The organism is Caldivirga maquilingensis IC-167 (assembly GCF_000018305.1).
Lineage (GTDB): Archaea > Thermoproteota > Thermoprotei > Thermoproteales > Thermocladiaceae > Caldivirga > Caldivirga maquilingensis.
In genome coordinates this window covers 1-26394 of record NC_009954.1, presented here as the reverse complement: position 1 = coordinate 26394, position 26394 = coordinate 1, and the positions used below count along the sequence as shown (strand labels likewise).

Below are 26394 nucleotides of genomic sequence, written 5' to 3'. Positions count from 1 at the left end.
GTTTAACCCAAGGTTTAATTAACTACGTAGCTTACAATGAAGTTGAGTAACTGTGATATCTTATATCTACTAAGATACCAGAGAACCCTACCACCCATACCCCTTGCCACAAGCCCCCTACCCAACTGGGCATGGGCGGTGGCTACAAGTAACTTAAGGGTCCTCATATCATTAACGGTGGTGGATCCGTGATGCATGTGGTGGCTCATTGTTACCCACGGCATCACCCTTACACCACTATAGTATAGTAGTAGGCCTAGGGTTGTTTCATCACTGACGTAAAGCCTAATTCCTGGCTCCATATCCCTAAGCGACTCCTCGATCTTACCCAGGGTGCTTAAGTTTACTGAATCAAGGAGTGGTTTACTTAACCTAACCGCCTGCTTAGGGCCAATGAAGAAGATCGCCTTCCAGAAGCCTGGGATCCTGTAGCCGTAAACCTCAATGCTCCTCCCATTAACGTTAATGTCACCCAGTTTAATACTCCTACTTAGGAATATTGCCCTACCCTTGGTCTCATGGTCAAGCACAGTGTAGTAGTTGAATTTGCTGATTAATTCATGATCAGCCTCAGCTAATTCATCCTCAAGCAGGTTATCACTATCAACAACCAGGGCGTCTAACCCCTCCTCCTTAGCATCCCTTATAATCCTCATGAACGTTAAGTTCCTGTCACGCCAATTACCGTACCTGACTTCAACATCCTCGGGGAGAATCCTTCTAAGTAACTCCACCTGCCTATCCTTAAACACATTATCAACGTAGACTATGCGGTGTTTAACATTAAGTAGCTTAGCGTTAACCATGAAGTAATCAATGACCTCATGTATCCTGTAGAATGGTAGGTAAGTTATCAGCGTGTCCACGGTGAACCCATTATCAGTAACTTAATAAAATTTTCCATGAGGCGGTAAATTAATTAAGTGGACCAGTGAATAAACGCACTATACTTAAGGCTTAAAAACCCGGTATAAACGTGCCTCTGATCAACTTTGAGCGGTGAAGGTCAGGCCACTGAGGCTAAGCCTGAGGAGACTCAGCAGGTTCAGGAGGGTGCTGGTGGGCAGCAGGTTGAGGCTAAGCCCAGTGAGGCTGAGGCTAAGGTTGAGGAGAGGAGGCCTACTTTACTCGATGAGTTAATTAAGGTTAATTCCAGGAAACCTAACATACCGGTTGATGTGGTTAAGTTACTTAAATTATCCATAAGAATGCGTAGGGAGAGGTACGGCTTCATTAGGTATTATAATAAGGAGCATAAGATTAGGCTTGAGGACTCACCATGGAGGAGGCCTAAGGGTATTGATAATAAGATTAGGATGAAGAGGAAGGGTTACCCACCCATGGTTAACGTAGGCTACAGGGGACCTAGGGGTGTTAGGGGGATTCACCCAAGTGGTTTCATTGAGGTCATTGTACATAACCCCGAGGAGTTATCTAGGGTCAACCCCGAGACCCAGGCCATTAGGATAGCGTCCACTGTGGGTGTTAGGAAGAGGATTGAGATAATTAGGGAGGCTGTTAGGAGGGGTATTAAGGTGCTTAACGTTGATAAGAGGACTAGGGAAGCCATAAGGGAGGTGACCTGAAGTGGATTTAAGGGAAACAGTGGCTAGATTACTTAACGTCCCCAAGTCAAGGATTGTGATTAAGCAGGAAGCCCTTGAGCAGCTTGAGGAGGCTATAACTAGGAATGATGTGAGAAGCCTAATGAAGGAGGGGTTAATTGAGGTTAAACCAAGGAAGCGTAATAGTAGGGGTAGGTGGAGGATTACCCATGAGAAGAGGAAGAGCGGTAGAAGGAGGGGTAGGGGAAGTAGAAGGGGTACTAGGAAGGCTAGGGGTGCTGTTGGTAAGGAGGTTTGGGTACCTAGGATTAGGAGGATTAGGAGATTCCTAAACACACTGAAGCATAGGGGTGTTATTGATAAGGCCACTTGGAGGAACCTATACAGGATGGCTAAGGGAGGCTACTTCGAGTCACTGGCTCACTTGAGAACATACATGATTCAGAATGGAATCGTCACTGAGGATAAGATTAAGGCAGCCTTCAAGGGTGGTTCCTAATGGCAAGCAGCGGTAGGTATAAGGTTAAGTTCAGGAGGAGGAGGGAGGGTAAGACTGATTACTATAAGAGGAGGATCATGGTAATAAGCGGTAAACCAAGGCTAGTTGTAAGATTCAGTAACCGCTACGTGCTGGCTCAGGTAATAGTATCAGCACCACAGGGCGACTTCACGGTGGCTGAGGCAAGCAGTAGGGAGTTGGTTAAGAAGTTTGGTTGGCTTGGTGGAACCGGGAATACACCTGCAGCGTACTTAGTGGGTTTACTCATTGGGTATAGGGCGTTATCAAAGGGCATTAAGTTAGCTGTACTGGACGTTGGGCTACATAGGGTCACTAAGGGTGGTAGATTATTCGCAGTGGTTAAGGGCGCCGTGGATGCTGGATTAGAGGTGCCTCATGATGAGGAAGTCCAACCAAGTGAGGATAGGTTAAATGGGGAGCATATCGCCCAATACGCCGCAGACTTAAAGCAATCCAACCCGGAACTCTATAAAATAAGGTTCTCCAAGTACCTTGCAAGGGGTCTTGAACCTGAAAACATAAGCAAGCACATTGAGGAGGTTAAATCAAAGATCATGGAGAAGTACGCTAAGAGTGAAGCCAAGGCGGAGGATTCACAGTAGTAACCCTCACCTCAATCCCTGATTCCAACATACTCCAGTCCCAATGGCCTAGTTGCAATTCCTCTAGGGCTAATTCATAACCAGGTGCTTCAAGGGTGCTTAATTATTATGCGGATTCAGTGCTCTTTGTCATAGTTAAAGGCATTAACCCATGAATAGTTTAGTAACTGTGGCTAATGCAATACCTAGCGTATGGGTTAAGTAAATAATCACTAAGGTGATAGAATATAGTTTAATTAGGGGGGTAATGTTTAAAAGAGGGCTAATATGGGGCTATATATGATGTGGTGGGAAATGCGGGAAACATGCCAAGGACATTAAACGTCACCGTGGCTAAGGTGGGTGGCTCCCTACTTAAGCCAGGTGACGTTGAGAAGGTTTTAAGTAAGGTCATTGAGAGGCACATGGTTGATGATGGTAAGTTAATCCTCGTTGTATCTGCAATGAAGGGTGTCACCGACCTCTTAATTAAGGCTTATGATGAAGGTAAGCCTCATTTAATAAAGGATGCGATTCAACCTTACTTAAATGAAGCATATAGGTTCGGCTTAAGTAAACTGGGTTCATTAATTGAGGGTGTGGGTGAGAGACTGGAGACTTTAATTAACGTTAGGGAACCGTGGGTTAGGGATAATGTTGTTGTTCACGGTGAATTACTCTCAGTGATGTTGATTGAGTCAATACTCTATAATGAGCTTGGTGTCGATGCAGGTGCAGTGTATGACCCAGGAATAACAACTAATGAGGATTGGGGGAAGGCATCAGTGCTGGGTGTTAGCTCCCATTACGTTAAGCATAGGTTAACCTGGGCATTATCCAGGAGGAGTATTGTGGTTGTTCCAGGTTTCCTGGGAATCAGCCTAAACGGTAGGTTAACATCACTGGGTAGGGGTGGTAGTGATTACACTGCCTCATTAATAGCAGCTTACATTAATGCCCCAAGGTTAATCTTCTACACTGACGTTGAGGGTATAATGACTGGGGATCCTAGGATAATAGGTGATGCTAAGGTGATACCAAGCCTAACCCATGAGGAGGCCTACGTAGCATCATTAACCGGCGCTAAGAAATTCCACCCAGGTACATTTAAGCCGTTAATAGATAGTAACGTTAACGTCATGGTGACTAACCCATGGTCAAGTAGCGGTACATCAATAATATCAAGGTGCGTTAACACGCCTAAATTAGTCTCAGTATCTGATGTAGGTTCAATAGGCTTAATCAACCTCAAGAGTGGGTACGCCGTAACGGTTGTAGGCTGTGTAATGGGGCTTGATGAATATAGGAGGGAGGTTTACTTAATCATGAGTAGTTACGACCCAGTGGACGTGGTAAATGATACTGAGGGTAACGCAGTCTCATCAATAGTTAAGGATCAGGATGAAGCGGTTAAGTTGGCTAAGGACCTGCACAAGTGGGTGGTGTCATGGATAAGGTGAGGGTTTCAATACTTGGGGCAACGGGCCTAGTGGGGCAGTGGATGGTTAAGCTACTTGAGAATCACCCATACATTGAAGTGACCGCCCTATCAGCCTCACCGGGTAAGGTTGGGCAGAGGTATGGTGATGTTGTTAAGTGGTTCATAGAGGGCGACGTCCCTGAGTACGCGAGGGGAATTAAATTAACCTCAACTGACCCTGTGGATCAAAGGAACGTTGATGTTGTTTTATCAGCGTTACCTAATGATGTTGCTGAACCCGTTGAGGCTAAGCTACTTGAGGCTGGTTTAAACGTAATATCTAATGCCTCCCCAAGGAGAATGGACCCTAATGTACCCTTAATAAACCCTGAGGTGAATTGGCAGCATCTTGAGGTTTTAAGGGAATCCAAGGGATCTTGGCTCGTGAAGAACCCTAACTGCACATCAGCCATAATTACCCTGGCGATAAAGCCATTGGCGGAGCATATTAAGGAATTATACGTTACTACGCTTCAAGCTGTTTCAGGGGCTGGTTACATGGGTTTATCGTACCTAGCCATTGAGGGTAATGTAATACCATTCATTAAGGGTGAGGAGGATAAGATAGCTGCTGAGTCAAATAAGATGCTGGGTATTATGGGTAAGGGTAAGTATGAACCATGGGGTAGACCCGTTAGGGTTACCTCAATAAGGGTCCCGGTTAAGTATGGTCACATGGCCTCAATATTCATGGTTATGGATAAGGAGTACAGTGTTGATGATGTTAAACGTGAGTTAACAGGCTTCAAGTCACTACCCCAGGAGGCTAACCTACCCACTGCACCACCCAGGCCGATAATAGTATCCGATAGGCCTGACGCCCCCCAGCCGGCTAGGGATCTGGATCACATGGCCGTCACTGTGGGTAGGTTAATGGCCTCAGGTAACGTTGTTAGGATGGTTGCCTTAGGCGATAACCTGGTTAGGGGTGCTGCGGGTATAACGATATTGACCTTAGAGACTATGAGGGCTATGAGGCTTATTTAAGCACTCAATACTGTTTATTCCAGTGTCCTAGGTTTCTATGGTTACTTAGGGAAAGGTTTATATAGAAGCGGCTTCTGGGGATGCATATGTCAACAGCTCAACAACCTAAGAGTGGTGTTCCAGTAGCCATACTTAAGGAGGGTAGTTCAAGGACAACTGGTGCGGATGCCAGGAGGAGTAACATAATGGCTGCTAAGGTTATAACAGAGGTTCTTCAAACAAGCCTTGGACCCAGGGGAATGGATAAGTTACTCATTGACGCCTTCGGTGACGTGACAATAACCGGTGATGGTGCAACAATACTCAAGGAAATGGAGGTCCAGCACCCTGCCGCTAAGCTACTTGTTGAGGTGGCTAAGGCACAGGACGCTGAGGTTGGTGACGGTACAACAACCGTGGTTGTACTGGCGGGTAAGCTCCTTGAGCAGGCTGAGATACTGCTGGATGAGGGTATTCACCCAACTATAATAATTGACGGATTTAAGAAGGCGTTAGACTTCATAAACTCAACCATAACCGAGGTACCGAACCTAATATACCCTGTTAACTTAAGTAATAGGGATGAGGTTGCTAAGATTGTTGCCAACTCACTGAGCAGTAAGGTTGTTGCTGAGGCTAGGGATTACTTAGCCAAGATAGTTGTTGACGCCTCCTACATTGCCGCTGAGCAAACCAACGGTAAGTACAACCTGGATTTAGATTGGGTTAAGGTTGAGAAGAAGAAGGGCCAGAGCCTATACGAGACTCAATTCATCCAGGGTATTGTACTGGATAAGGAGGTTGTTCACCCAGGGATGCCTAAGAGGATTGAGAAGGCTAAGATAGCTGTCTTAGATGCGCCACTTGAGATTGAGAAGCCTGAGTGGACCACTAAGATATCGGTTTCATCACCGCAGCAGATTAAGGCCTACCTTGAGGAGGAGGCTAACATACTTAAGGGTTACGTTGATAAGCTTAAGGAGATAGGGGCCAACGTAGTTATTACGCAGAAGGGTATTGATGAGACTGCTCAACACTTCCTGGCTAAGGCCGGTATTATGGCTGTTAGGAGGGTTAAGAGGAGTGACATTGAGAAGCTGGCTAAGGCAACTGGGGCTAGGATAGCCACCAGTATTAAGGATCTTAAGCCCGAGGACCTCGGTACAGCTGGGTTAGTTGAGGAGAGGAAGGTTGGTGAGGAGAAGATGGTGTTCGTTGAGCAATGCCCCAACCCAAGGGCAGTCACAATACTCATTAGGGGTGCCGCGGACAGGGTGCTTGATGAGGCTGAGAGGTCGATAAACGATGCACTACACGTCACAAGGGACCTATTCAGGGATCCGAGAATAGTCCCAGGCGGTGGGGCATTTGAGATTGAGGTTGCTAGGAGGCTTAGGGAGTGGGGTAGGAAGCTTCCAGGTAAGGAGCAGTTAGCGGTAATGAGGTACGCCGAGGCCGTGGAGAAGGTTCCTGAAATACTAGCCCTAACCGCGGGCCTAGACCCAGTGGATGCAATAGCTGAATTAAGGAGTAGGCATGATAAGGGTGAGCTTGACGCCGGTGTGGATGTGCTTGGAGGCAGGATAACAAGGATGAGTGAATTAAACATATGGGACCCATTAATAGTTAAGATGCAGGTACTGAGAAGCGCCACTGAGGCAGCGATAATGGTGCTTAGGATAGATGACATAATAGCAGCCGGCCAGACAAAGTCATCCACAGGTAAGGGTAAGGCCGGTGAGGAGTCAAAGACCGGTGAGGAAGGCGGAACCAGTAGTGATTAATTAAAAACAGTTAACTCCGGCTTAGATTTAATTCCCTCTTCTTCCCTCACTACGTTATCTTAATCCCTACGCATTAAACCACCGTTAATAGTCTCAGTAATTCCCTCTCGTAAATTGTCGCAATTAGCCTATTAGAATCATCAACCACAGCAATTAGAGGCGCCTCAGTTTCCCTAAACCTCCTTAAAACATCTATTACCTTAGCATTACTATCAATGGTTACTAATTCATTCAACGGTAAGTCACAGGCAAGCGTGGTTTCATAAAGTGCTGGATCCACGTCAAGCAACTGCTGCACCGATAAGTACCCTAATGGCTTATTATCATTATCAACAATTGCAATAGCCCTAACACCCCTCTCATTAATCCTATTAATAATAACCTTAAGGCTTTCACCGCATGATGCTGTTAATGGCTTCACCTGGTCACTAATACTCATTATTCTACTATTGAGTTTAACCCTAATGTTATTGTTAACTTGAATCACCGGCCTAGTAATGAGTCTGAAGAATAATGGTGCAGCCAGTGAGTTAACTATTATGGCTAATGCAAGGTAGGAGTAGGTTACCTTAGGTATTAAACCCATTGTCAGCAGGGTTACCAGTAGTGATGCATCAACCCCACCCTTAGTTGATGTGCCTAAGCCATTAATCAAGGGCTTAACCTTAAGCACCATGGCTGATAAGGCTCCTGCAAGGATCTTTGATGCAAGTAGTATTAACGCCAGTGAGAAGCCCAATGCCAAGATGCCTAAGTTAACCTTAGTGAAGTATAGGCCAATACTAACGAAGAATAAGGGTTCAAAGAACCCGTAGGTGAAGCCGTGCAGCTTCTCAAGTAATTCAGGTCTATCATTAAGGTAACGCTTCAGCAGTATACCCAGGAAGAGGGCCATTATGGCTGAGTTAAAGTTAACTAACTCAGCTAGAAACGCCATAATGAGTATTAGGGAAATAACAGCCGCGAACTCAATCTCCCTAACCTTAATGTAGCCTTCAACCCTCTCAAGGAGTTTAGACACCCAAGGCCCCATTATGAAAACTAAGGCTATTAGGAGAATAATACTAAGTAATGTTACCAGTGATCCCCCTAACTGAAGAGTTAGTAAAACGGCGAAAAGCACCACTGAGGCTATTTCAACCAATACCCCCTGTTGAAATAGTGAATTACCTAGACTAGTCCTCGTTATACCCATATCCATGAGTAGCCTAGCCAATGGCCCAACACTAGTCATTATAAGTGGTATTATGAGTAATGGCTCAAGTCTCAGATTCATTAATGCCACTGATACGTAGGTTAATAAGAATGGTAAAGCTAATTCAATAGCCGCAGCGGCTGTGATGCTTAGGCTTAATTTACTTCTAAACTCAAACTCCTCTGCACCGGATAGGAATAATAGTAGGATTATGCCTAAGGAGGATATGAATTGAATCACCATGTTCACGTTAACAAGCCCTAACACGCCATCACCCAGCATCACCCCTACAATTATAGCGCCCACGAATGGCACTAGTTTAATCTTCAGGAAAGCCTCCTCAAGTAGCTTAGCTAGAATAAGCATTAAACCAACGTACAGTAATGATGCAATAAGCTCATTCATGGGATTCAAAATTAAGCGAGGGTTTAATATTAATTCACCTAGATTGCTTGAGCAGAAGTAATTTATACTGAAGTATTGTTTACCTCATAATGAGGGGTTGGACAGGTAGGTTAATTAGGGTTAACTTAAGCCTAGGCAAGTACTGGATACAGGATATTGATCCATTAATCCTCATGAATTACATAGGCGGTAGGGGGTTAGCCATTAAGCTGCTTTGGGATGAGTTACCGAGGGGTGTTGATCCACTTAGCCCATTAAACAAGTTAATAATTGCAACCGGCCCATTAACAGGTTACCCAGGTCCAAATACGGGTAAACTGGTGATTGCTGCTAAGAGCCCGTTAACTGGGGGTTACGGTGACGGTAATATTGGTAGCTGGGCCTCGGTGCACCTTAGGAAGGCTGGCTTCGACGCAATGATTATTGAGGGTGCTTCAAGTAAACCAGTCTACATTTACATGGATAATGATAAGGTTGATTTAATGCCGGCTGATGACCTATGGGGATTAGACACGTTCACCACCGAGGATAAGTTAAGGAGGATTCACGGCTCCAACGTAGGCATGTTGATTATTGGACCGGCTGGTGAAAACATGGTTAGATTCGCCACCGTGATTGCCCAGAGGGGTAGGAGTGGGGGTAGGCCAGGCATGGGGGCTGTTATGGGTAGTAAGAGGCTTAAGGCCATTGTAATAAGGGGCACTAAACCACTCCCCCAGCCCGCCGACCCAGCATTAAGTAGAATTGGGGTTGATGCCGACTTAGCGGCTAAGGCTAAGCAGAATTACGGCTTCTGGCTTAAGCAAGGGACAACGGCCACGGTGGAGTGGGCCCAGGAGGCAAGCGTACTCCCGGCGTTTAACTATAGGGAGGGGCAGTTTGATTACTATGATAGGATAGGCGGCGTCATGGTTGAGAAGAATAACGTAACCACTAGATCATGCCCAAACTGCGTAATGCCCTGTGGCCACGTGGTTAAGGATGCTGAGGATCAGTTATCGGAATTAGACTACGAGAACATTGCAATGCTGGGCAGTAACATAGGCGTAGGAAACCTACAGGAGGTCGCCTACCTGAATAGGTTAGCGGACATGATGGGTATGGATACGATAAGCCTAGGCTCCGCGTTAGGCTGGGCCATGGAGGCCACTGAGAGGGGGCTTATTAAGGATGGCTTAGAGTGGGGTGATTACAAGAGGGCTGCTGAGGTTACCTTAGACATAGCCCACCAGGGGAGTGAATTAGGTAGGTTGCTTGGACTTGGGGTTAAGGGTGCCTCAAGTAGAATCGGCGGTGGGTCAGGGGGATTCGCAATGCATGTTAAGGGTCTTGAGGTAAGCGCCTACGATTGCCACGCGGCACCAGGCATGGCCTTAGCCTTCGCCACAAGCCCAATTGGTGCTCACCATAAGGATGCGTGGGTTATTTCATGGGAGGTTCAAACCAATAGGTTCGCCTACAGTAGGGATAAGGTGCTTAAGGTTATTGAACTACAGAACATTAGGGGAGGTTGGTTTGAGGTTATGGTTGGGTGCAGGCTACCGTGGGTTGAAATAGGCCTTGAACTGGACTGGTACTGGAGAATGTATAAGGCGGCAACAGGCATGGACCTAGACCTAGAGGGGGTTGCTAATAGGGTTTACACGCTCATTAGGGCCTTCTGGATTAGGGAGTATGGGGGTTGGTCAAGGGACTACGATACACCACCCATTAGGTGGTTTAAGGACCCATTAACCAAGGGCCCACTCAAGGGGGCTAAACTGGATTATAACGCATACCAGCAGATGCTGAACTGGTACTATGAGGCTAGGGGATGGGATGAGAGGGGTATTCCCAGGAGAAGCACACTGAGGAGACTTGGCTTAGGCTTCATTGAGGGTGAGTTAAGCAAGGTAATTGAACTCACGGATTAAGACTAAACCCACACCCTCAAGTAAAGGGGTCAGTAAGCAAACTAGTAAGTGGATTCACCCATCCCTTAAAGTAAAGGTTAATTCATCCGCTTTTCAACACCATGATAGTGGTAGAATCAATGCATTATAGTAAAATATATACTATGTGGTAATGATACAATACTTATGAAATGTTTAATGGCTAATATTATTATGGGGAACATGCATCAAATACTCCAGCTATAATAACTGCTGTTGTTATGTTATTTGCCGTAATTGCGGGTTTTTCGTAGGTTTTTACGTTAAATCCACTGCACCTCCAGTTACAAGCATCTTAACGTCAACCTCAATACTACCTGTTACGTTTACTCAAACAACTACATCATTAGTCATAAGCGCAATAATCTAGTACAGTTACTAGATATAATACGAATGCGGCTAATCCGCAGTTAGGCTATATTCTAGCAGTGAATTATAATGCATTAAATGGGGTAAGTGGATCAATATATCCATCAACAGTCCCTGCATCAATCATATGGTGAGGCTGGGTCAGAGTTTAAAAATGCACCTAAATTACTGGTGTTTAATGAGTAGTGGTGAAGAGCAGGGTAGGGAGCAGGCTGGGGGTGGTTTAGTAATCTCACCCCTACCTGAGGGTGTGGAGCCTGGTAAGGTTCAGGTTAAGGTTATTGAGCAGTTTAATAACCCACTGCTGCAGCGTAAGGAGGTTAAGGCCATAGTCTATCACGTTGGTTTACCAACACCCCAGAGGCTTCAGTTAAGGGAGGAGTTAGCTAAGGCACTTGGCTCAAACCCGGAACTCACCTATGTGACGCACGTGTATACGCAGTATGGTGTCGGGGTCTCTAGGATTGAGGTCCACGTGTACTTTGATAAGAATACAGCTGAATTAGTTGAGCCACTCTATGTTAGGCTTAGGAATATGCCTAAGGATCAGGCTAAGAAGATTAGGGATGAGTTGAAGAGTAGGAGGAAGTCTGAGAAGAAGCCTGCAGCCAAGGGTAAGTGAGCAATAGCGGAGGCGCCTCATTAAGCGCACTCATCGCAATAATGCTTAAATTAAGCACCCTGATTCAACTGCAATGAAGCTGCAGGTACTGGTTATAGTCACTGTAATTACATTAGCCGTATCGCTCGTGGCGAGTAGTCAATTATACTATGGTGTAGCATATGGCTGTGGCCGCATTGTAATAGTTGGTGAATCCGGGGGTGTTGGGTTAATTAGTGTAATGGGTAATTCAGGTCCATACAGCACTGTGGGCGTGCATGGCGTCTCAATACTCTACTCAGTGGCTGTGGGTGGGTGTATGGCTGTTGCCGTTGGTGTGAGCCAGGGCGGTGGGCCGGTTTTCATCATCTATAATTTAACCAATGGTGCTTATAATGTTATTAATATTAATGGTACTGGGGCCTTATATGGTGTTGCCTACGGTGACGGTTACTTCATGGCCCTTGGTTCAGTTAATAACACTGGGTTAATAGTATTAACCACTGGGGTTGGTTACAGTATTATTAAGCCAATAGGCTTCAAAGCCCTCTACGGTGCAGCATACGGTGACGGCGGGTTCCTAATTGTCGGTGAGGGCCTTAATGGTGCTGCATTAGGGTTCTATAATATGTCAACTGGTTCCTTAATAAACCTGAGCAGTAAATTACCATCAAATTACAATTACGTACTATACTCAGCGGCGTACGGGCCCCTTGGATTCATGGTTGTTGGTGAAGGTGTGGTTAATTCCTCCGGTTACCTAATTCAAGTGCCGGTGGCTGGCATATTCAATATTAGTAATGGTGAATTCAAGGATTTAAGCATGTACCTGAACCAATACAGTCTACTCACCAGTGTTACTTACATTGATTATGAGTATGTTTTCGCTGGCTCAACATCAAGTGGTGATGGTGGTTACGGCTACTACTCAATATATGGTTTAACACCACTCTACAACACTATTCAAGGTGGGAACCTATACCTACCGCTAATACTCTACTCAATAACCCCAATCTCACCTGGTGTCCTCTACGTGGTTGGTAATGATGGTTCATCATCGGTGGCCTCCCGGGAGGCAATACCAGTAATATATAATGTAACCCTATTAACCAACACCCGGAATGCATTAATTAAATTAAGCGGCCCAGTCTCATTGAGCATAACCCCGAATTCAACAATACCCCTCCCCCAAGGCCAATATACCTTACTAGCCCAGGCTGAGGGCTATTATAACGTGACTGAGCGCGTTATTGTGGATTCCAATGAGGTTATTAACCTAATGCTGAGTAGGGTTAGGCTATGCAATGTAACAGTGAGGGTTATGGTTAATGGAACCAGTGAACCAGTGGCTAACGCATCCATAACCCTAGTTAGTAATTGGCCTAACGCCAATAAGTATGTGGCGTTGAGTAATGGGTCGGGTGAAGCCTCACTAATGGTTGTGTGTAATAATTACTCAATGAGTATTAAGGCTAGGTACTTCATAGGTGAGTCGGAGAACATAAACATTAATTCATCAGTAACACTTGACGTTGACTTAACCCCAATAGTCAACGTTACCATTAGGGCACCCAATGAGGCTGGGGAGTATAGGGTAATTATGAGTGGTGTGGTTAATGATTCAATAATACTGGGTAATGCATCATTATTCAACCTAACATTAAGTAGAGTAGGCTTAATTAGGTTATTCACAATTAGGTTAATCAACGGTACCGTTCAATACCTGGGTGAAACCATTATTCATCTTAAGCCTGGCTTAAACGTAATTAACATCACGTGGAGAACGCCGGTAATCGAGGACATGGGTGTTAAGCCAATAATACCTGGTAATCAAAGCGTATTAATATACCTTAATCTAAGTAAGCCAGGTAACCTAACATTAATCATAAGTACTAATGGCTTAAGAATATTCACCTTAAATGAAACCAACATTACATCACTCCAATTAGTGAGGAACTTCACCAACAATGGCGCCTACACCGTATGCGCATACACGTGGAGTCTATTCAATGGGAGCATTTACATTGATTATGGGCCATTATGCATAATGGTGAATGTTGTACTTCACAGTGAGTTAATAGTGATGGATGAATCAGGTTTAGCGTTAAAGCTTTCAGGCTACTATCTCGGTAATGAGACTGTTAATGTGACATTACCACTGGTTTTAACGTTGGGGAATGGAACTAGACTAATATACAATGGTTCAATATTCAACGGTGAATACATAGCCAATAACTCATTCTCAATAAGGTTGAGTAGAATGGTTAATTACCTTGATGTTCTTTGGATTAGGGAGTATTGGGTTAGGGTTAATGTACTTGTGAATGGGTTACCCATTAACTCAACAGAGGGTTGGTTTAGGGAGGGTTATGTGATAAAGTACCCTATGTTCGTGTACTTCAATAACGGTACTAGGCTCATTAATGAAACACCAGTAACAGTGATTGTTAATAAGCCACTTACAGTAACCGTGAACTACACTAGGCAGTATAATGTAACTATAATAGAGTACTCAAGGCTTGGTTTAATTAATGAGACTTGGCTTTGGGTTAACTCAGACTCAATACTCAGGGTAATGCCGAGGCCGGTGGTTAACATTAATAGCAGCGTTAGGCTAATACCAAGGACCCCTGTGGTTGAGGTTACTGTTAATGAGCCGATAATTATTAACGTGACTTATGTTATTCAATTCCTAGTAACCATGGTTAAATACTCTAAGCTCGGTGTGTTTAATGAGACTAGTGAATGGGTTAACTCAGATTCAATAATTAAGATAACTAATACCATTATTGAGTTAAGCAACCTAACCAGGCTCATACCTAGGGTAAATAGCATTATCATTAATGTGACTGGTCCAATGATTATTAATGAATCCTACACACCCCAGTACCTATTAACCAATGTAACCACGATAGATGAGTCACCGTGGATGTTTGAGGAGTATTGGGTTAACGCATCAACTAGACTTAACTTAAGCCCAACCCCAGTGTTAAGCCTAGGAAACAGCACTAGGCTAATACTAAGCGGTATTCTGGTTAATGGGAAGCCGATAAACTCTAATCAATTGGTGGTTAATGCCCCATTAAACGTAACTGTAATGTACCTTAAGCAGTGGTTCATAAGCATCAGCGTACACACTTTAAACAACACACCGTTAACTATTATTAGTGGGTGGGTTAATGCAAGCAGCCCAATCATCAGTAGTGTTAAATGGGGTAACTTAACAATTAGGCTTAAGGAACCATTAATAGTAAACGCCTCAATGGTTAATCAACCCATTAACGCTGAGGCTGATGTAGCGTACAGGGTGTTTAAGGTTACGGATTCACTGGGGTTACCGGAACCATTCGTAACAGTAATGGTTAAGTGCGGTGAGTATAGTGTTAGGCAGGTGAGTAACGCCTACGGTATCATTAAACCACTAGTACCCATTAATGAAGCATGCCTATTAAGTAAACCAGCGGTGGGTTATTATTCAATAGCATTAATCATATTTACAGTTACAGTGGTATTATTAATTGTATTGAGTAGAAGATTAAGGTAACGCTGAAGCTATAGGTGAATTTTTAAAAAACCTACAGTGGGTTTAAGTAATTCATGGATTATAGATTCAGTAAAGGGGGTAAAATAGCTGCAATACTAGTGGCTGTAACAGTGGCTATAGTCATCTCACTATACGTGGTTAACGCTCAATCACCTGATCAACCAAACCCATACTACCTGGGCTCAGAGGTGTTTTGCATAGAATATGGAATTATTGCACCTAATGGGACCTTTATACCGTTACCCTACCCAACAAGCCTAATAACGTTCCTATACCTAAACAACGCCACAGGCTTAGGTAACGTGCTTTATAGTGAGTACTATAATCCCTCAAGCCCACTATACCACAGGTTCATATCAGCGGCTGAATTCGATGAATGGTACTCAGCGCCAGCAAGCGTCTACGGTAACTTAACGGCAATATACAGTTACTATAACTTAACCACGGAGGTTAAGTCAGCACCAATGTATGCTGCATTAGGTGTGCAGAGTAATGCTTACAACGCCTGCATATCAATAATTAACGCGACGATAGAGTACTTCATTTACAATAATGCTTCGTTTTCATGGGTTAGTTGGGTGTTGGTTACTGAGACTAATCCACAGGGCTTCTTCCTTGAAATAACACCCGGTGAGTTTCAGCAGTTGCTTAAGACCGTTGAATCTATTAATAATAACACTGGTGTAATCCAACTACCGGTAACTTATAAGGGTCAACCAGTCTTAATGAAGTATGCCGTCTACGTGAGGGGTAGCCACGGTTACAGTGTTGGCCACGCCTTAGCCCTATACCTGGCTAGGGAGTTTCAGGTGCAGCCTAGCTACAGTATGATTAAGCCCAGTGGCGTTGTCTCAAAGTCACCGCTGGTGATTAACGGTAAGCCTGTTGCTGTTCAATTGGAGGCTCAAAGCGCCTTAGCCAACTCAGCGTTAAATAAGCCCAGTGAATTCATACTGCAATTCCCAATAGAAGTATACCTACCCCAGGGTATTGAGCTACTTTACAATGCCACACCACTGTACCCGCTTTGGTTCATTGGTGATTACAACGGTTACAACGGTTCATCAGTTACCGTGGGTATAGTTGACGCCTTCGGTGACGCTGAGAGTCATTTAGTTAACGGATTCTGCGGCTACGCCTTATCACCGTACAACGATATAATAGTTAGTGATGTTAATGCATTCTCATCACTCTTCGACCTACCTCCAGCGAGTATTACAGTAATATACCCGGCTGGTGAACCATTCATCACTCCGTTTAACAGCGTTGATGCTTGCGGTTGGTCCTTTGAATCAGTCCTCGATAATGAGTGGGTTCACGCAATAGCCCCAGGGGCCAGGATAGTCTTCGGGGTGTCCCCTGATGCTGGGGATGACTTATACGTTACCATTGAGTACATGGTTAATGAGAGCCTAGTTAACTTCATTAGCCTAAGCTGGGGTTTATCAGAGGACTACCTTGACCCATACTATGCCTTAGCCTACGATCAAATATTCATGCAGGCAGCGGCACAGGGCATTGGTGTATTCGCCTCCTCCGGTGACTCTGGTGCCTACGAGTTCTACCCATTCGTCTCAGCCTTCCACCCATCCATTGACCCATGGGTCACTGGGGTTGGTGGAACAACAAGCTACCTGTTCCCAGGTGGATCAAGGTTCATTACCGCGTGGAGCTTCTACAGCTTCGGCCTACCTCCATGGGACTTAATATATTGGGGGAGTGGCGGTGGTTACTCAATATTCTTCGATATGCCGCTCTACCAGTACCAGTACATATTCAACCTAATAGGTGAGGGTAATTTCTATGAGCAAACCCAGTTCCAGCCATTAATATGGGGTCTATTGCTTGGTCAATTCTTCGTTAATGAACCCTACGTACCCACACTCAACATTAACCCATACACGCCCCTCTACAGGACCTTTGAGTGGATGCTTTATCCAAGCCTATACGTACCCATTGGCGCTAAGGGTTACCCAATAGTCTCAGCTGACGCTAATCCATATACAGGTGTGTTGATAGTGATTGATGGTGAACTTAACCCATTCATATGGGGTGGCACTAGCCTGGCGTCACCATTAACCATGGGTATGGTTGCCCTATGGCAGGACTACTTGAATAAAGCCGGCATACCTTACCAAGTAGGCTTAGCCGCAGTGCCATTAAGCCAAATATGGGCCACTGAGGCTGGTTCAAGCTTCTGCAACGCCTACTACCCAACATCAGTCTACGGCACAAACACCCACGGTGTCTTCTACCCATCAATATATGGTCAAAACGGCGCCACGGCTGTGAATGGTTGGGTTATTAAGAATCCATGCATCTGGAACCCTGTCAATGGTTTTGGTTCACTAGACGTGGGTAACCTGGTGTACTACGGTACGCAACTGCTTGACAAGTAATTAAAGTGAACTACCTTTAAAATAATTAAACCATTTTCTTCAAACTGAATCACTCCTCCGGCTTAAGCCCATGTGTGATTAAGCCGTATTGATGTTAATTAATGGTGGAATTGCGTTGAGTTTACTTAGTCGTGTTGGTTCATTGATGGTTTTGCTTGGTTCCATGATCTTATTTTAACTGTTCCATGATGAGGCTGAGGGGTTCTTTAAATAGGGGTGGCTCTAGGAGGGGCTTATGTCCAATAAATCCGGGAAATACGGAATAGCAAAAATACTACCAGTGCTCGCAGTAGCCCTAGCCCTGGCCCTAGCCTGGGCTGGGCATGCGGTTAAGGCAATAAGCCTACCTGGTCCACCGGTGCCGCCTACTGTTAAGATAGTTAATCAAACCTTCACAATATCACTAAACCTAGCCTACGCTCAACCACCAGTATCCTATGTAAGTAGTCTAAACACTACGCTAGTGGGCATGTACCACTTGCTCTACGACACAGTCCCAGCATACTACGGTGTCGCTGGGCAAACAATAACATTCTACATACTTAACGCATCAGACATAAAGTACCCCGACGGCACACTGGTTCCAGGCTCCTACCTAGACTACTTCAATACGGCAGTCTCCAGTGATATAGGCCTACTGGTTGGTGAATCATTCACAGTAACCCTAAACAGCACTGGTGGATTCACCAGCAGCTTCCAGCTACCGGTATCACCTGAGTCACTGAACTACTCAAGCTTCACCGCCTCCTGGTTCGTTGTAGTTACTATTAACTATGATGGTTACCAGTGGGTTGCATTCAACTTCACCACTGCACCAGCCCAATTAGGTAGCCTACTAGCCAACTTAACTAGTGCTGCATCAAGCTCAACACCCTCATTCTTAACGGCGCCTAATGGTAAGGAATTCCAAATAATGGTTCAGGTTAACGGCACTACGGGTGAGTACTACGCGTTACCATTGCCTGGTGTTAATGTAATATATATTTGGTTTGGGACTGATTTAAATGATTCAAGAGTAGCCTCCTCAGTGTCATCATCAATACTAAGTGACTTGGCCTTAACATTCGCTGAGTATTATAATGGTACGCCTATTATAGTGAATTCCTCATTATCCTACAACCCAACGGCAAGTCAATTCAGCACCAGCATATACGGTGACGGTGTCAGCTATGCCGCCTTCGGGCCATTAGTGTACTTCACTGGTTTAATATTCCAGAACGGTCACCTACTGGGTTACGCTGAGGGTGGTAGTAGTAACCCAGTTTACTTCACAATAAATGTAACGTACAGTTACTACAACCCAGGTACCCAGAGTATTGTGTCAGTGCCAGTATACGCAACCACCAACTACGCCTCAGCTGGATACTCAAACGGTAGTCTACTCCTCGGTGGTGCATTGGTTGGCTACGACTTCCATTATGATGCCTTCTTCAACATAACGTCAATGGATGGTTACGGGTATGGTGTAGTGAAGTCGTCAACAGGGGTTCTGCATTTTGAAGGCTTACCTGACTTAGTTATTGCAGGCGGTTTAATAACACTGTTAGCGCATAACATATATGATATTAAGGGTAATTTGATAGCTGCAAGCAGCTTCGAGTTCTCACCAACAGCCTCACTGCTCTTTGAGATAACCACTGGCCCGCAGTTGGCGCAGATACTCTATGGTCCATTGCCAATAAGCTTCCTAATAGAGGGCTTCACAATACCGGCTGTTGAATTCACGGGCACTGTATACCCACCAACATCACCAACGGCTCAACCTATTTCACCAACTAAGATGATGCTTACCATTGAGCTTCAAACAACAAGTGGTACTTGGGATGTAGCCTTACTAAACATATCATCATTAATCAACCTAGCCATAAAGTATAATACACCCACAGTAACCATAAGCAGTATATGGACATCACTACTACCCACTGTACTTGAGGTAACCTTGTACACACCCGGTGTTGCAGTAACTAGTCAAGAGCCTCTACTTGCTGAGAAGGCTGAGCAGATTAAGGCAGTGTTATTAGCCGGTCCATCCACATCACAGTTATCGCTAATGGCCACTGGTAACGTAACAATGTATAGTTCAGCATCAACAGTAGCAACAGTAGCCGTGTTCCCGGCGCTTCAAGTAGTTCACATAAGTAACGGCTTCTTGGCTCAATCACCTGTTGTTGAACTACCCTTACCCACACTGCAGGGTACCTTCAGCTCAGCATCAGTAATACCTGGTGAATCACTAACCGCTGAGCCATTCTACTACCCAACAACTCAATTGGAGTACTTCAACCTACAGCTCTACTACGGTACAATACTGGTTGGTTCAGGTGTTTTTGAGGCCAGTTATAATAGTTCAAGTGTTAATGTTTACAATGCCCCATTAGCAATACCAAGCGGCTACATATACCCAATATTTGAGGCCTATTATCCATCTCAGTATTACCCAAGCCTAGTTAACAATACGCTATACGGCACAGCCCAAGAGGCCTTCTTCACTGCGGCTACTGGCTCATACTTTGCTGAGCAGGGTATTACTGCTGTTCACGTTGCTTTATATAAGGTTGAGTTCGTTAACCTATGCAATGAAACCATAACCCAGGGTGTTGTCACGGTATCTACAACGTACGGTAAGTTCAATGTGTCACTGTTATTCGCCTACCCATACACAGTGCTCCAGTTCCCAGTGCAGGTTAACATGTGGAATGTACCCGTTACTGTTGTTTCACCAACAGCAAGCTTCACACTGAACTACTTCGGTTACGTAATGCCGCCTGTTAATCCATTCACAAGGCAGGCCATAACGACTCCAATAACCCTAGAGCCCACTGTGGTTAACCTCATATACTTCCCATTGATTGACGTGGTGATTCAGGTAGTAACTAATGTAACTACACCGGCAACACCGCTACCTGGCTTTGTTGTGGCGGCCTACAGTTCAGTTACTGGGCAGAAGATAACTGAGGGTATTACCAACGGCACCACTGAGTTCGTGGCTAATGGCCACATTACCGGGTTCCAGTTACCTCCAGCTAATGCTCAAACCGGGTTACCCAACTACGGTACCGCAGTCATAATGAATGTACCCATTAACGCAAGTTACATAATGCCTAATAGTTACTTTGAATTAAAGGTCAGAACCATTATACCGAGTACTGAGGAGTCTTGGACATACACCTACCTGCAGTCACTATGGAACCAGACCTATGCGGAGTACGCGGCTTGGCTAGGCCTACCATCAGGTGTTTCAGCGTACACGTTTGGTACTAGGGCTCAGATTGATGAGGGATTAGTGGCTTACTATAATGCCCAGTATTCAATACCAGTTAACACATCCTGCTACTACACCTTCGAGATACCTGTCTATGTTGAGAACCTGCACGCCTACGTGGTTGATGCCCAGAATAATGTCCTAGCCAACCAGTTGGTTTACCCAGCCATGGCGCTGCCTGGTGCCGCAGTCTGGATGAATACTACGTTACTTATCTACGACGCCTTCAGTCCATACAATGGTGCAAGCGTCTGGTTCACCTACCCATATAATGCATGGAACCTAACATTCTTCAGTACAATGGGTGTTGCTGGAGCTAAGTCACTGTACACTAGGTTGGCTTCAATATTCTATAACCTGACGTCTGTGGCTTTAGGTGAGGGATTATACAGTGATGTGCTTAACAATCAGTCATACCTATTAACCTCAATATACTTAGCCAACGCCTCAGGTACAAGCCAGTACGCAGTATTCAAGATACCATCATACCCATACGGTAGGTCATCAACAGGCTTCCTGGTTAGGTTATTCATGCCTAATCAAGTATTCTACGGTAAAGTATTCTACCTGGGCTATGAGGTGTTCAGCGGCAACATAATAGTGCCGCCGCCGGGTATGATAACCCTGGTTTACGCCAACGGCACCATTAAGTTCGTGAGCAGCTACACTGTGTATGAGGGTGGTATGCCTGTACAAGTGCCACCTAACTCAATAGTTATAGTTAGCAGCGTGTATCCAGTGTTACTTAACGTCACCAGTAAGAGCTTAGGTTATAATGTGGGTAACACTGTGGTTGCTTTAACATTCTACGATTCATTATTCAAGGTACTTATACCAAGTCAAGCAGTACCGTCAAGTGTATCATCATGGGCAGCCGGCTACCTATCATCATTACTTTCACCATTCGAGACGTTGAGTGAAGCCTACATTAATGCAGCAACCTACATAGCCAGGGAGGGTTCAGAGTACATATCCAATAGCTACAGTGGCGTTGACTACAGTAAATACGCCTCACCGCAATCAGAGTACGCATTAATAGCCTACTACCTACCCAACCTAGCAGGCTACGTAATGGCGCCTGGTGTAGGCATCACTGAGCTACCCATGAGTAACTTCATTTGGAGTGGCTCAGCCTACATAACTAATGTGACTGTTGGTACATCAATATTCACAACCAGTGTACCAACATACGTGACAACGCCATACGTCTCACTACTATTCCCACCAAGCCTAAGCGGTGCAGTTAAGATTAATGAGCTTGCAGCCGAGGTAACACTACCAACAACCACCCCTGTTACCCTAGGCTCATTCTACGGATTCAATAGCACTGTATCATTAGGCTTCTCACCATCCACTGCGGCGTTGGCATTAAGGACCTTTGAGGCATATATATATGTTGAGCCAGGCAGCAGCATAATCAACGCCACGGCAGTGGTGCAGTTACTGGTCACCAACGCAACGGGTACCTTCGTTGTTGACGTGGCCACTAAGAACCTAACAATGTACTATAACCTGGCTGTTGGCAGATGGGTACCCATGGCGTTCACTGTGAGTGTTCAGAGTCTATTAACCCAGGTAACAAACTTAACCGCAGCTAAGCTACTAACCCAGGTCTTAAGTGGAAAGGCGACGGTTACTGGTGAGGTTGTTTCAATAATAGTTTACGGTACTGGTTCAGGCTGGGCCTTTGAGACAACGCCAGTGATCTCAACAGCAATGGGTGGCTACTTATCCAGGAGCAGTATCACTGTTTACAATAACGGTACTGGATACGGTAAGGGCCTAGTGTGGTGGAGGGTTGTGCCGGTTAATGGCACAACGCTACCGTTCGCCACAGCCACAACACCAGTTGGTTGGGCCAACTACTTCGGTTCACCATTCACGCTACTGGTTTCAGTTGGGCCAAGCGGTGAGGCTTTAGTAGACATACCAACCTACGCATTAAACACCGCTGGCTACACGCCAATACTGCCTGAACTCAACCTAACCAGGGTACTGATTAAGGTGAGTACGCTATACCCAAGCCTCTTAACCACGTCACCAAGCAGTGAGGCTGCTAATGCATTATTCTTCGCTAGGATTGCTAGGGCATATGTGTTAAGTACACCAAGCACACCCAACCAGCCAAGCTGGATCTCAGTCATGACTACTGGTTACGCACCAAGCAACGCCATAGTGACTCTACCATATGTTAACGCCTCATTATTCATGGTGCTTAACGCCTATAACGTGACAGGTAACTGGTCAACAATATACGTTAGCTCACTGAAGCCTGGCGTGGTTGCTGCATCATTCAGTGGTGACATGAGTGAAGGCATACCTGGTGTTGGATTCGGCACTGGAGCCGGGTTCTGGCCACTGTATGCGATATACGGTGTCGTTGAGGGTAAGCCACTGGCCTTCATTGATATAATGCATAACGCGATTAACCTACCCACAGTGTACCTTGAGGGTATTCAAGTGTACAACACCATGACGCCACCATCACCAATACCATACGCCACAGTGATGGCTGGCGTCAACGCCACAGGCTACGTATACTACGTTAACGGAACTGAAATAACCAGTGCATCATTCCCCACACCAGTCCAGTTACCGTTCGGCATGATAACCACCATACCGGTGACTGGACTATACGGCTCAACCTTCGCAATAAACGCCACTGAGGTTTTAGCCGCATTAGAGAGCGAGATGGCTCCAGTTAATGTAATGTCCTTTGTTGAGCCTTCAATGGACTTAAGCATATCATACTACGTCAAGTACCTGTACAACGTAACCTACACACCGTACACTGAGGCCTTCGTATTCTACCTATACAACTACGCTGGCCAGCCGGTGACTGTTAATGGCTATACCGGTGAATTACCATTAAGTGCGGTGCAAGGCTTCATTACACCAATTGTGGTTAGCCAGTCAGCCAACATACAGATACCCTTCACTGAATTATACGCAGGCACAAACGCCACGGTTGTACAAGCATCAGTGAGCAGTGGTTACTATAGGCTTGTTGGTAAGGTGCTTGGTGGTTGGGTTGACACAGGTATGACGTTCCCAACCACTGACGGTGACCAGTACATTAAGACAACGTTGGCCGGTACCTTCACTGTAAGCGTCTACTATGCCCCATTAACCGTGGTGCAGGATTGGAACAGTAGACCACTAGCAAACCAGACCGTGGCAGTGTACTTCGGTAACAATCTAGTTGGTTTAACTGTAACAACGCAGAATGGTACACTAGCCCAACCATTACCAGTCAGCGTCTCAGTATCAGCAACGGCAACATACGCCAACGGCACCTCAGTAACATCAACAGCATTAAAGGGTATTAACAGTACTGCATTCACCACAACCTACACGTCAAGCGCATACGGTGTCACAGTGGGTCAGTCAAGCGTAACAGCGGCGACTTCAGCCAAGCCACCGGTTAGGATTGCGGTGTACTGGTATGATAGTTACCCACTTTGGTTACTTAACCCGAAGAAGTACTACTTCATAGACATCTACGACACCTCAGTACCCAATGACGTGTACCAGTTAGGTGACTCATTCTCAGCAACCAGTGTTAGGACGTATGTGTACGCCATGACTGTTACAGTGGAGAACACTGGTGGTCAGCCAGTTAGCAATGCCACTGTACTAGTCTATGATTCAACAGCGCAGGGTGTTGAGTTTGAGGGCATGACAACCACCGGAACCAGTGGTTCAGCAACAATATACGACCATAGGGTGAGTAGCATAGGCACCACTGTGTATAGCCAGGTACCTGCAACAAGCTTCTTCATTATAGCATACGTGCCGGTGTATGATAATAGTTATGTTGAGGCTGGTAATGCAACATTCAGTATACAGCGTGGTGCCACTGTGCCAAGCGGTGTCTTCAGTGTTACATTAAGGGCAGTGTACGTACCGGTAATCGTTGGTGTCAGCACTGGTTTATTATCACTTAGCACATTAACCAGTGTTGGCAGTATACCAACTGGAGCCAATGTTAGTATAACGGTAACTGAACCAGAGTATATTTTCAATGGTATAACTAGTGCTGGTGTACCAATAATTAGTGGACCCATTCCGGCGCAGGTATTCTCAGGAGCGTTCACTGTGCCATCAAGTGGTACTGTAACTACACCAGTATTACCAATAAGCGTAAGTGGTGCTATTGTTAATGTAACCACAGTACAGTGGATGCATGTACCCATAGGCGTCTACTCAACCAGGATATACACACTGACTCCAAGCAATGCCACAGCACCAATACAGTACACTGTACCAGCTGGTGCATTAACAGTGACACCAGCCTTGAAGCCGTTACCCACTGAGCAGACCTCAGTGACAGTATATTATGGTACAACGCAGGTAACCACTGGTTCACTACCTGGTACATTCGTACTACCTGTGAATAGTGCCAGTGGTACAACCTACACCGTGGATATTTCAATACAGGGTGTTCCAGAGAGCCTAAGCGCCACAGTAATGAATGGTGCAGTGCAGAGTTTAATTGCCCCAGCTGGTGCATTGGCTGTCCAGTTTGCCGGCGGCTTAACACCAACCAGCTACACGTTGAATTTAACATACAATGGTATGGTTATTGCCAGTGGATCAGCCAGTGACGTAAGCTTAGTGTTACCACCAGGTAGCTACAGCTTAACCGGTGTGGTTACTAGTGTACCATTATCAGCAATATCAGTGTCTGTCACCAACGGCACCACTACCCCAGTCACCATACCTGTTGGTAAGGTAGCTGTTGGCTTCGCCAGTGGCTTAGTACCAAGCAGCTACACACTGAACCTGCTGTATAATGGTATGGTTATTGCCAGTGGTGGTGTGAGTGATGTAAGTGTTGTTGTCCCAGCCGGCTCATACAGTATAAATGGTACAATTGACGGTGTGCCGCTGTCAGCAATGAGCTTTAGTGTTGGTGCTGGTTCAGTGGCATCGGTAACTATACCGGTGGGTAAGATTGCCGTCCAGTTCGCTGGTGGTTACGTGCCAAGTAGCTACACATTGAACTTAACGTACAATGGTATGGTTATTGCCAGTGGATCAGCAAGTGCAGTGAGTATAGTTGTTCCAGCTGGTACCTATGGTTTAACTGGAGTAGTGAGTGGTGTACCATTATCACCAATAAGTGTGTCAGTGGCTACTGGGCAAGTAGCATCAGCCACTATACCTGTTGGTAAGATTGCAGTCAGCTTTGCCGGTGGTTTGATACCGAGCAGCTACTCACTAGCCCTACAGTATAATGGTAGGACTATTGCCAGTGGTTCGGCCAGTGATGTAAGTATAATTGTGCCGAGTGGAACATATTCACTGATTGGTAATGTGAGTGGTGTACCATTATCACCAATAACAGTCACTGTGTCACCTGGTACACAGGCATCAGTGAGTGTGCCGGTTAGCCAGTTGAGTATAGCCGCCTACACCATTAATGGTGTTCAGTTGAGTAATGCACAGATTGCCGTAACTTACAGTGGTAAGCAGATTGCAGCTGGTGTTGGTTCAGTGAGCGTTATAGTGCCAGGTGGCGTGTCATACACAGTTAGTGTGAGTGCTTATGGTGTAACCAACTCAACCACAGTGACTCCAACCGTTGGCTCAGTGATGAGTGTTAGGGCTATTGTGCCAATAAGCGGCTACGTAATATTCGGTGCCTTCGTGCCGTTAAGTACGCTAATACTAGTGGCAGTCATAATACTGATTGTGATAATAATAATAGTGGTGCTGCTGATAGAGTACGGTAACTGGAGGAGGAGGAGGTTGGCAGGAGGCTTATTTGGGCCTGGCGCTAAGTAAGA

Annotated in this window: 13 protein-coding genes; 11 read left to right on the top strand and 2 right to left on the bottom strand. The window is 45.4% G+C overall.

Going from position 1 to position 26394, the window contains the following annotated elements; genetic code table 11:
- Window positions 1-14: 14 nt before the first annotated feature.
- The gene (locus CMAQ_RS00065) at window positions 15-866 is read right to left on the bottom strand and encodes a hypothetical protein (protein ID WP_012185087.1); all 852 of its coding nucleotides are present in this window, start codon (window positions 864-866) and stop codon (window positions 15-17) included.
- Between the two features lie 126 nt (window positions 867-992).
- On the opposite strand from CMAQ_RS00065, the gene CMAQ_RS10790 reads away from it, so the two are divergent.
- The 6 genes from CMAQ_RS10790 to thsA all read left to right on the top strand — a co-directional run bounded on the left by CMAQ_RS10790 (window position 993) and on the right by thsA (window position 6896).
- Window positions 993-1586, top strand: coding sequence for a 50S ribosomal protein L32e (locus CMAQ_RS10790; RefSeq protein WP_012185086.1), 594 nt, complete (start codon window positions 993-995; stop codon window positions 1584-1586).
- A gap of 1 nt (window position 1587) precedes the next feature.
- The gene (locus CMAQ_RS00055; protein ID WP_012185085.1) at window positions 1588-2064 is read left to right on the top strand and encodes a 50S ribosomal protein L19e; all 477 of its coding nucleotides are present in this window, start codon (window positions 1588-1590) and stop codon (window positions 2062-2064) included.
- Entirely contained in the window at window positions 2064-2687 is a 624-nt protein-coding gene (locus CMAQ_RS00050) for a 50S ribosomal protein L18 (RefSeq protein ID WP_012185084.1), read from the top strand. Before CMAQ_RS00055 ends, CMAQ_RS00050 begins: the two co-directional genes overlap by 1 nt.
- Window positions 2688-2992: 305 nt before the next feature.
- The gene (locus CMAQ_RS00045; RefSeq protein ID WP_012185083.1) at window positions 2993-4126 is read left to right on the top strand and encodes an amino acid kinase family protein; all 1134 of its coding nucleotides are present in this window, start codon (window positions 2993-2995) and stop codon (window positions 4124-4126) included.
- Window positions 4114-5133, top strand: a complete 1020-nt coding sequence (gene asd / locus CMAQ_RS00040) for an aspartate-semialdehyde dehydrogenase (protein ID WP_048062830.1) — start codon at window positions 4114-4116, stop codon at window positions 5131-5133. Before CMAQ_RS00045 ends, asd begins: the two co-directional genes overlap by 13 nt.
- Window positions 5134-5219: 86 nt before the next feature.
- Complete coding sequence (gene thsA / locus CMAQ_RS00035; protein WP_012185081.1) at window positions 5220-6896, top strand: thermosome subunit alpha; 1677 nt, start codon at window positions 5220-5222, stop codon at window positions 6894-6896.
- A 73-nt stretch (window positions 6897-6969) separates the two neighbouring features.
- Here the strand turns inward: thsA and CMAQ_RS00030 are convergent, their stop codons facing one another.
- Window positions 6970-8496: a cation:proton antiporter domain-containing protein gene (locus CMAQ_RS00030; RefSeq protein ID WP_012185080.1), complete on the bottom strand. Its 1527-nt coding sequence runs from the start codon at window positions 8494-8496 to the stop codon at window positions 6970-6972.
- An 89-nt stretch (window positions 8497-8585) separates the two neighbouring features.
- On the opposite strand from CMAQ_RS00030, the gene CMAQ_RS00025 reads away from it, so the two are divergent.
- The 5 genes from CMAQ_RS00025 (at window position 8586) to CMAQ_RS00005 (ending at window position 26392) form a co-directional block, all read left to right on the top strand.
- Window positions 8586-10409: an aldehyde ferredoxin oxidoreductase family protein gene (locus CMAQ_RS00025; protein WP_012185079.1), complete on the top strand. Its 1824-nt coding sequence runs from the start codon at window positions 8586-8588 to the stop codon at window positions 10407-10409.
- Between the two features lie 565 nt (window positions 10410-10974).
- Window positions 10975-11418, top strand: a complete 444-nt coding sequence (locus CMAQ_RS00020) for a 30S ribosomal protein S24e (protein ID WP_156769789.1) — start codon at window positions 10975-10977, stop codon at window positions 11416-11418.
- Window positions 11419-11491: 73 nt separating this feature from the next.
- Complete coding sequence (locus tag CMAQ_RS00015; protein WP_012185077.1) at window positions 11492-14941, top strand: PEGA domain-containing protein; 3450 nt, start codon at window positions 11492-11494, stop codon at window positions 14939-14941.
- A gap of 53 nt (window positions 14942-14994) precedes the next feature.
- A complete protein-coding gene (locus CMAQ_RS10310; protein WP_012185076.1) occupies window positions 14995-17340 on the top strand; it encodes a S53 family peptidase in 2346 nt (781 codons plus the stop codon).
- A gap of 235 nt (window positions 17341-17575) precedes the next feature.
- On the top strand, window positions 17576-26392 hold the full coding sequence (locus CMAQ_RS00005; protein ID WP_012185075.1) for a hypothetical protein: 8817 nt from the start codon (window positions 17576-17578) through the stop codon (window positions 26390-26392).
- Window positions 26393-26394 lie beyond the last annotated feature (2 nt).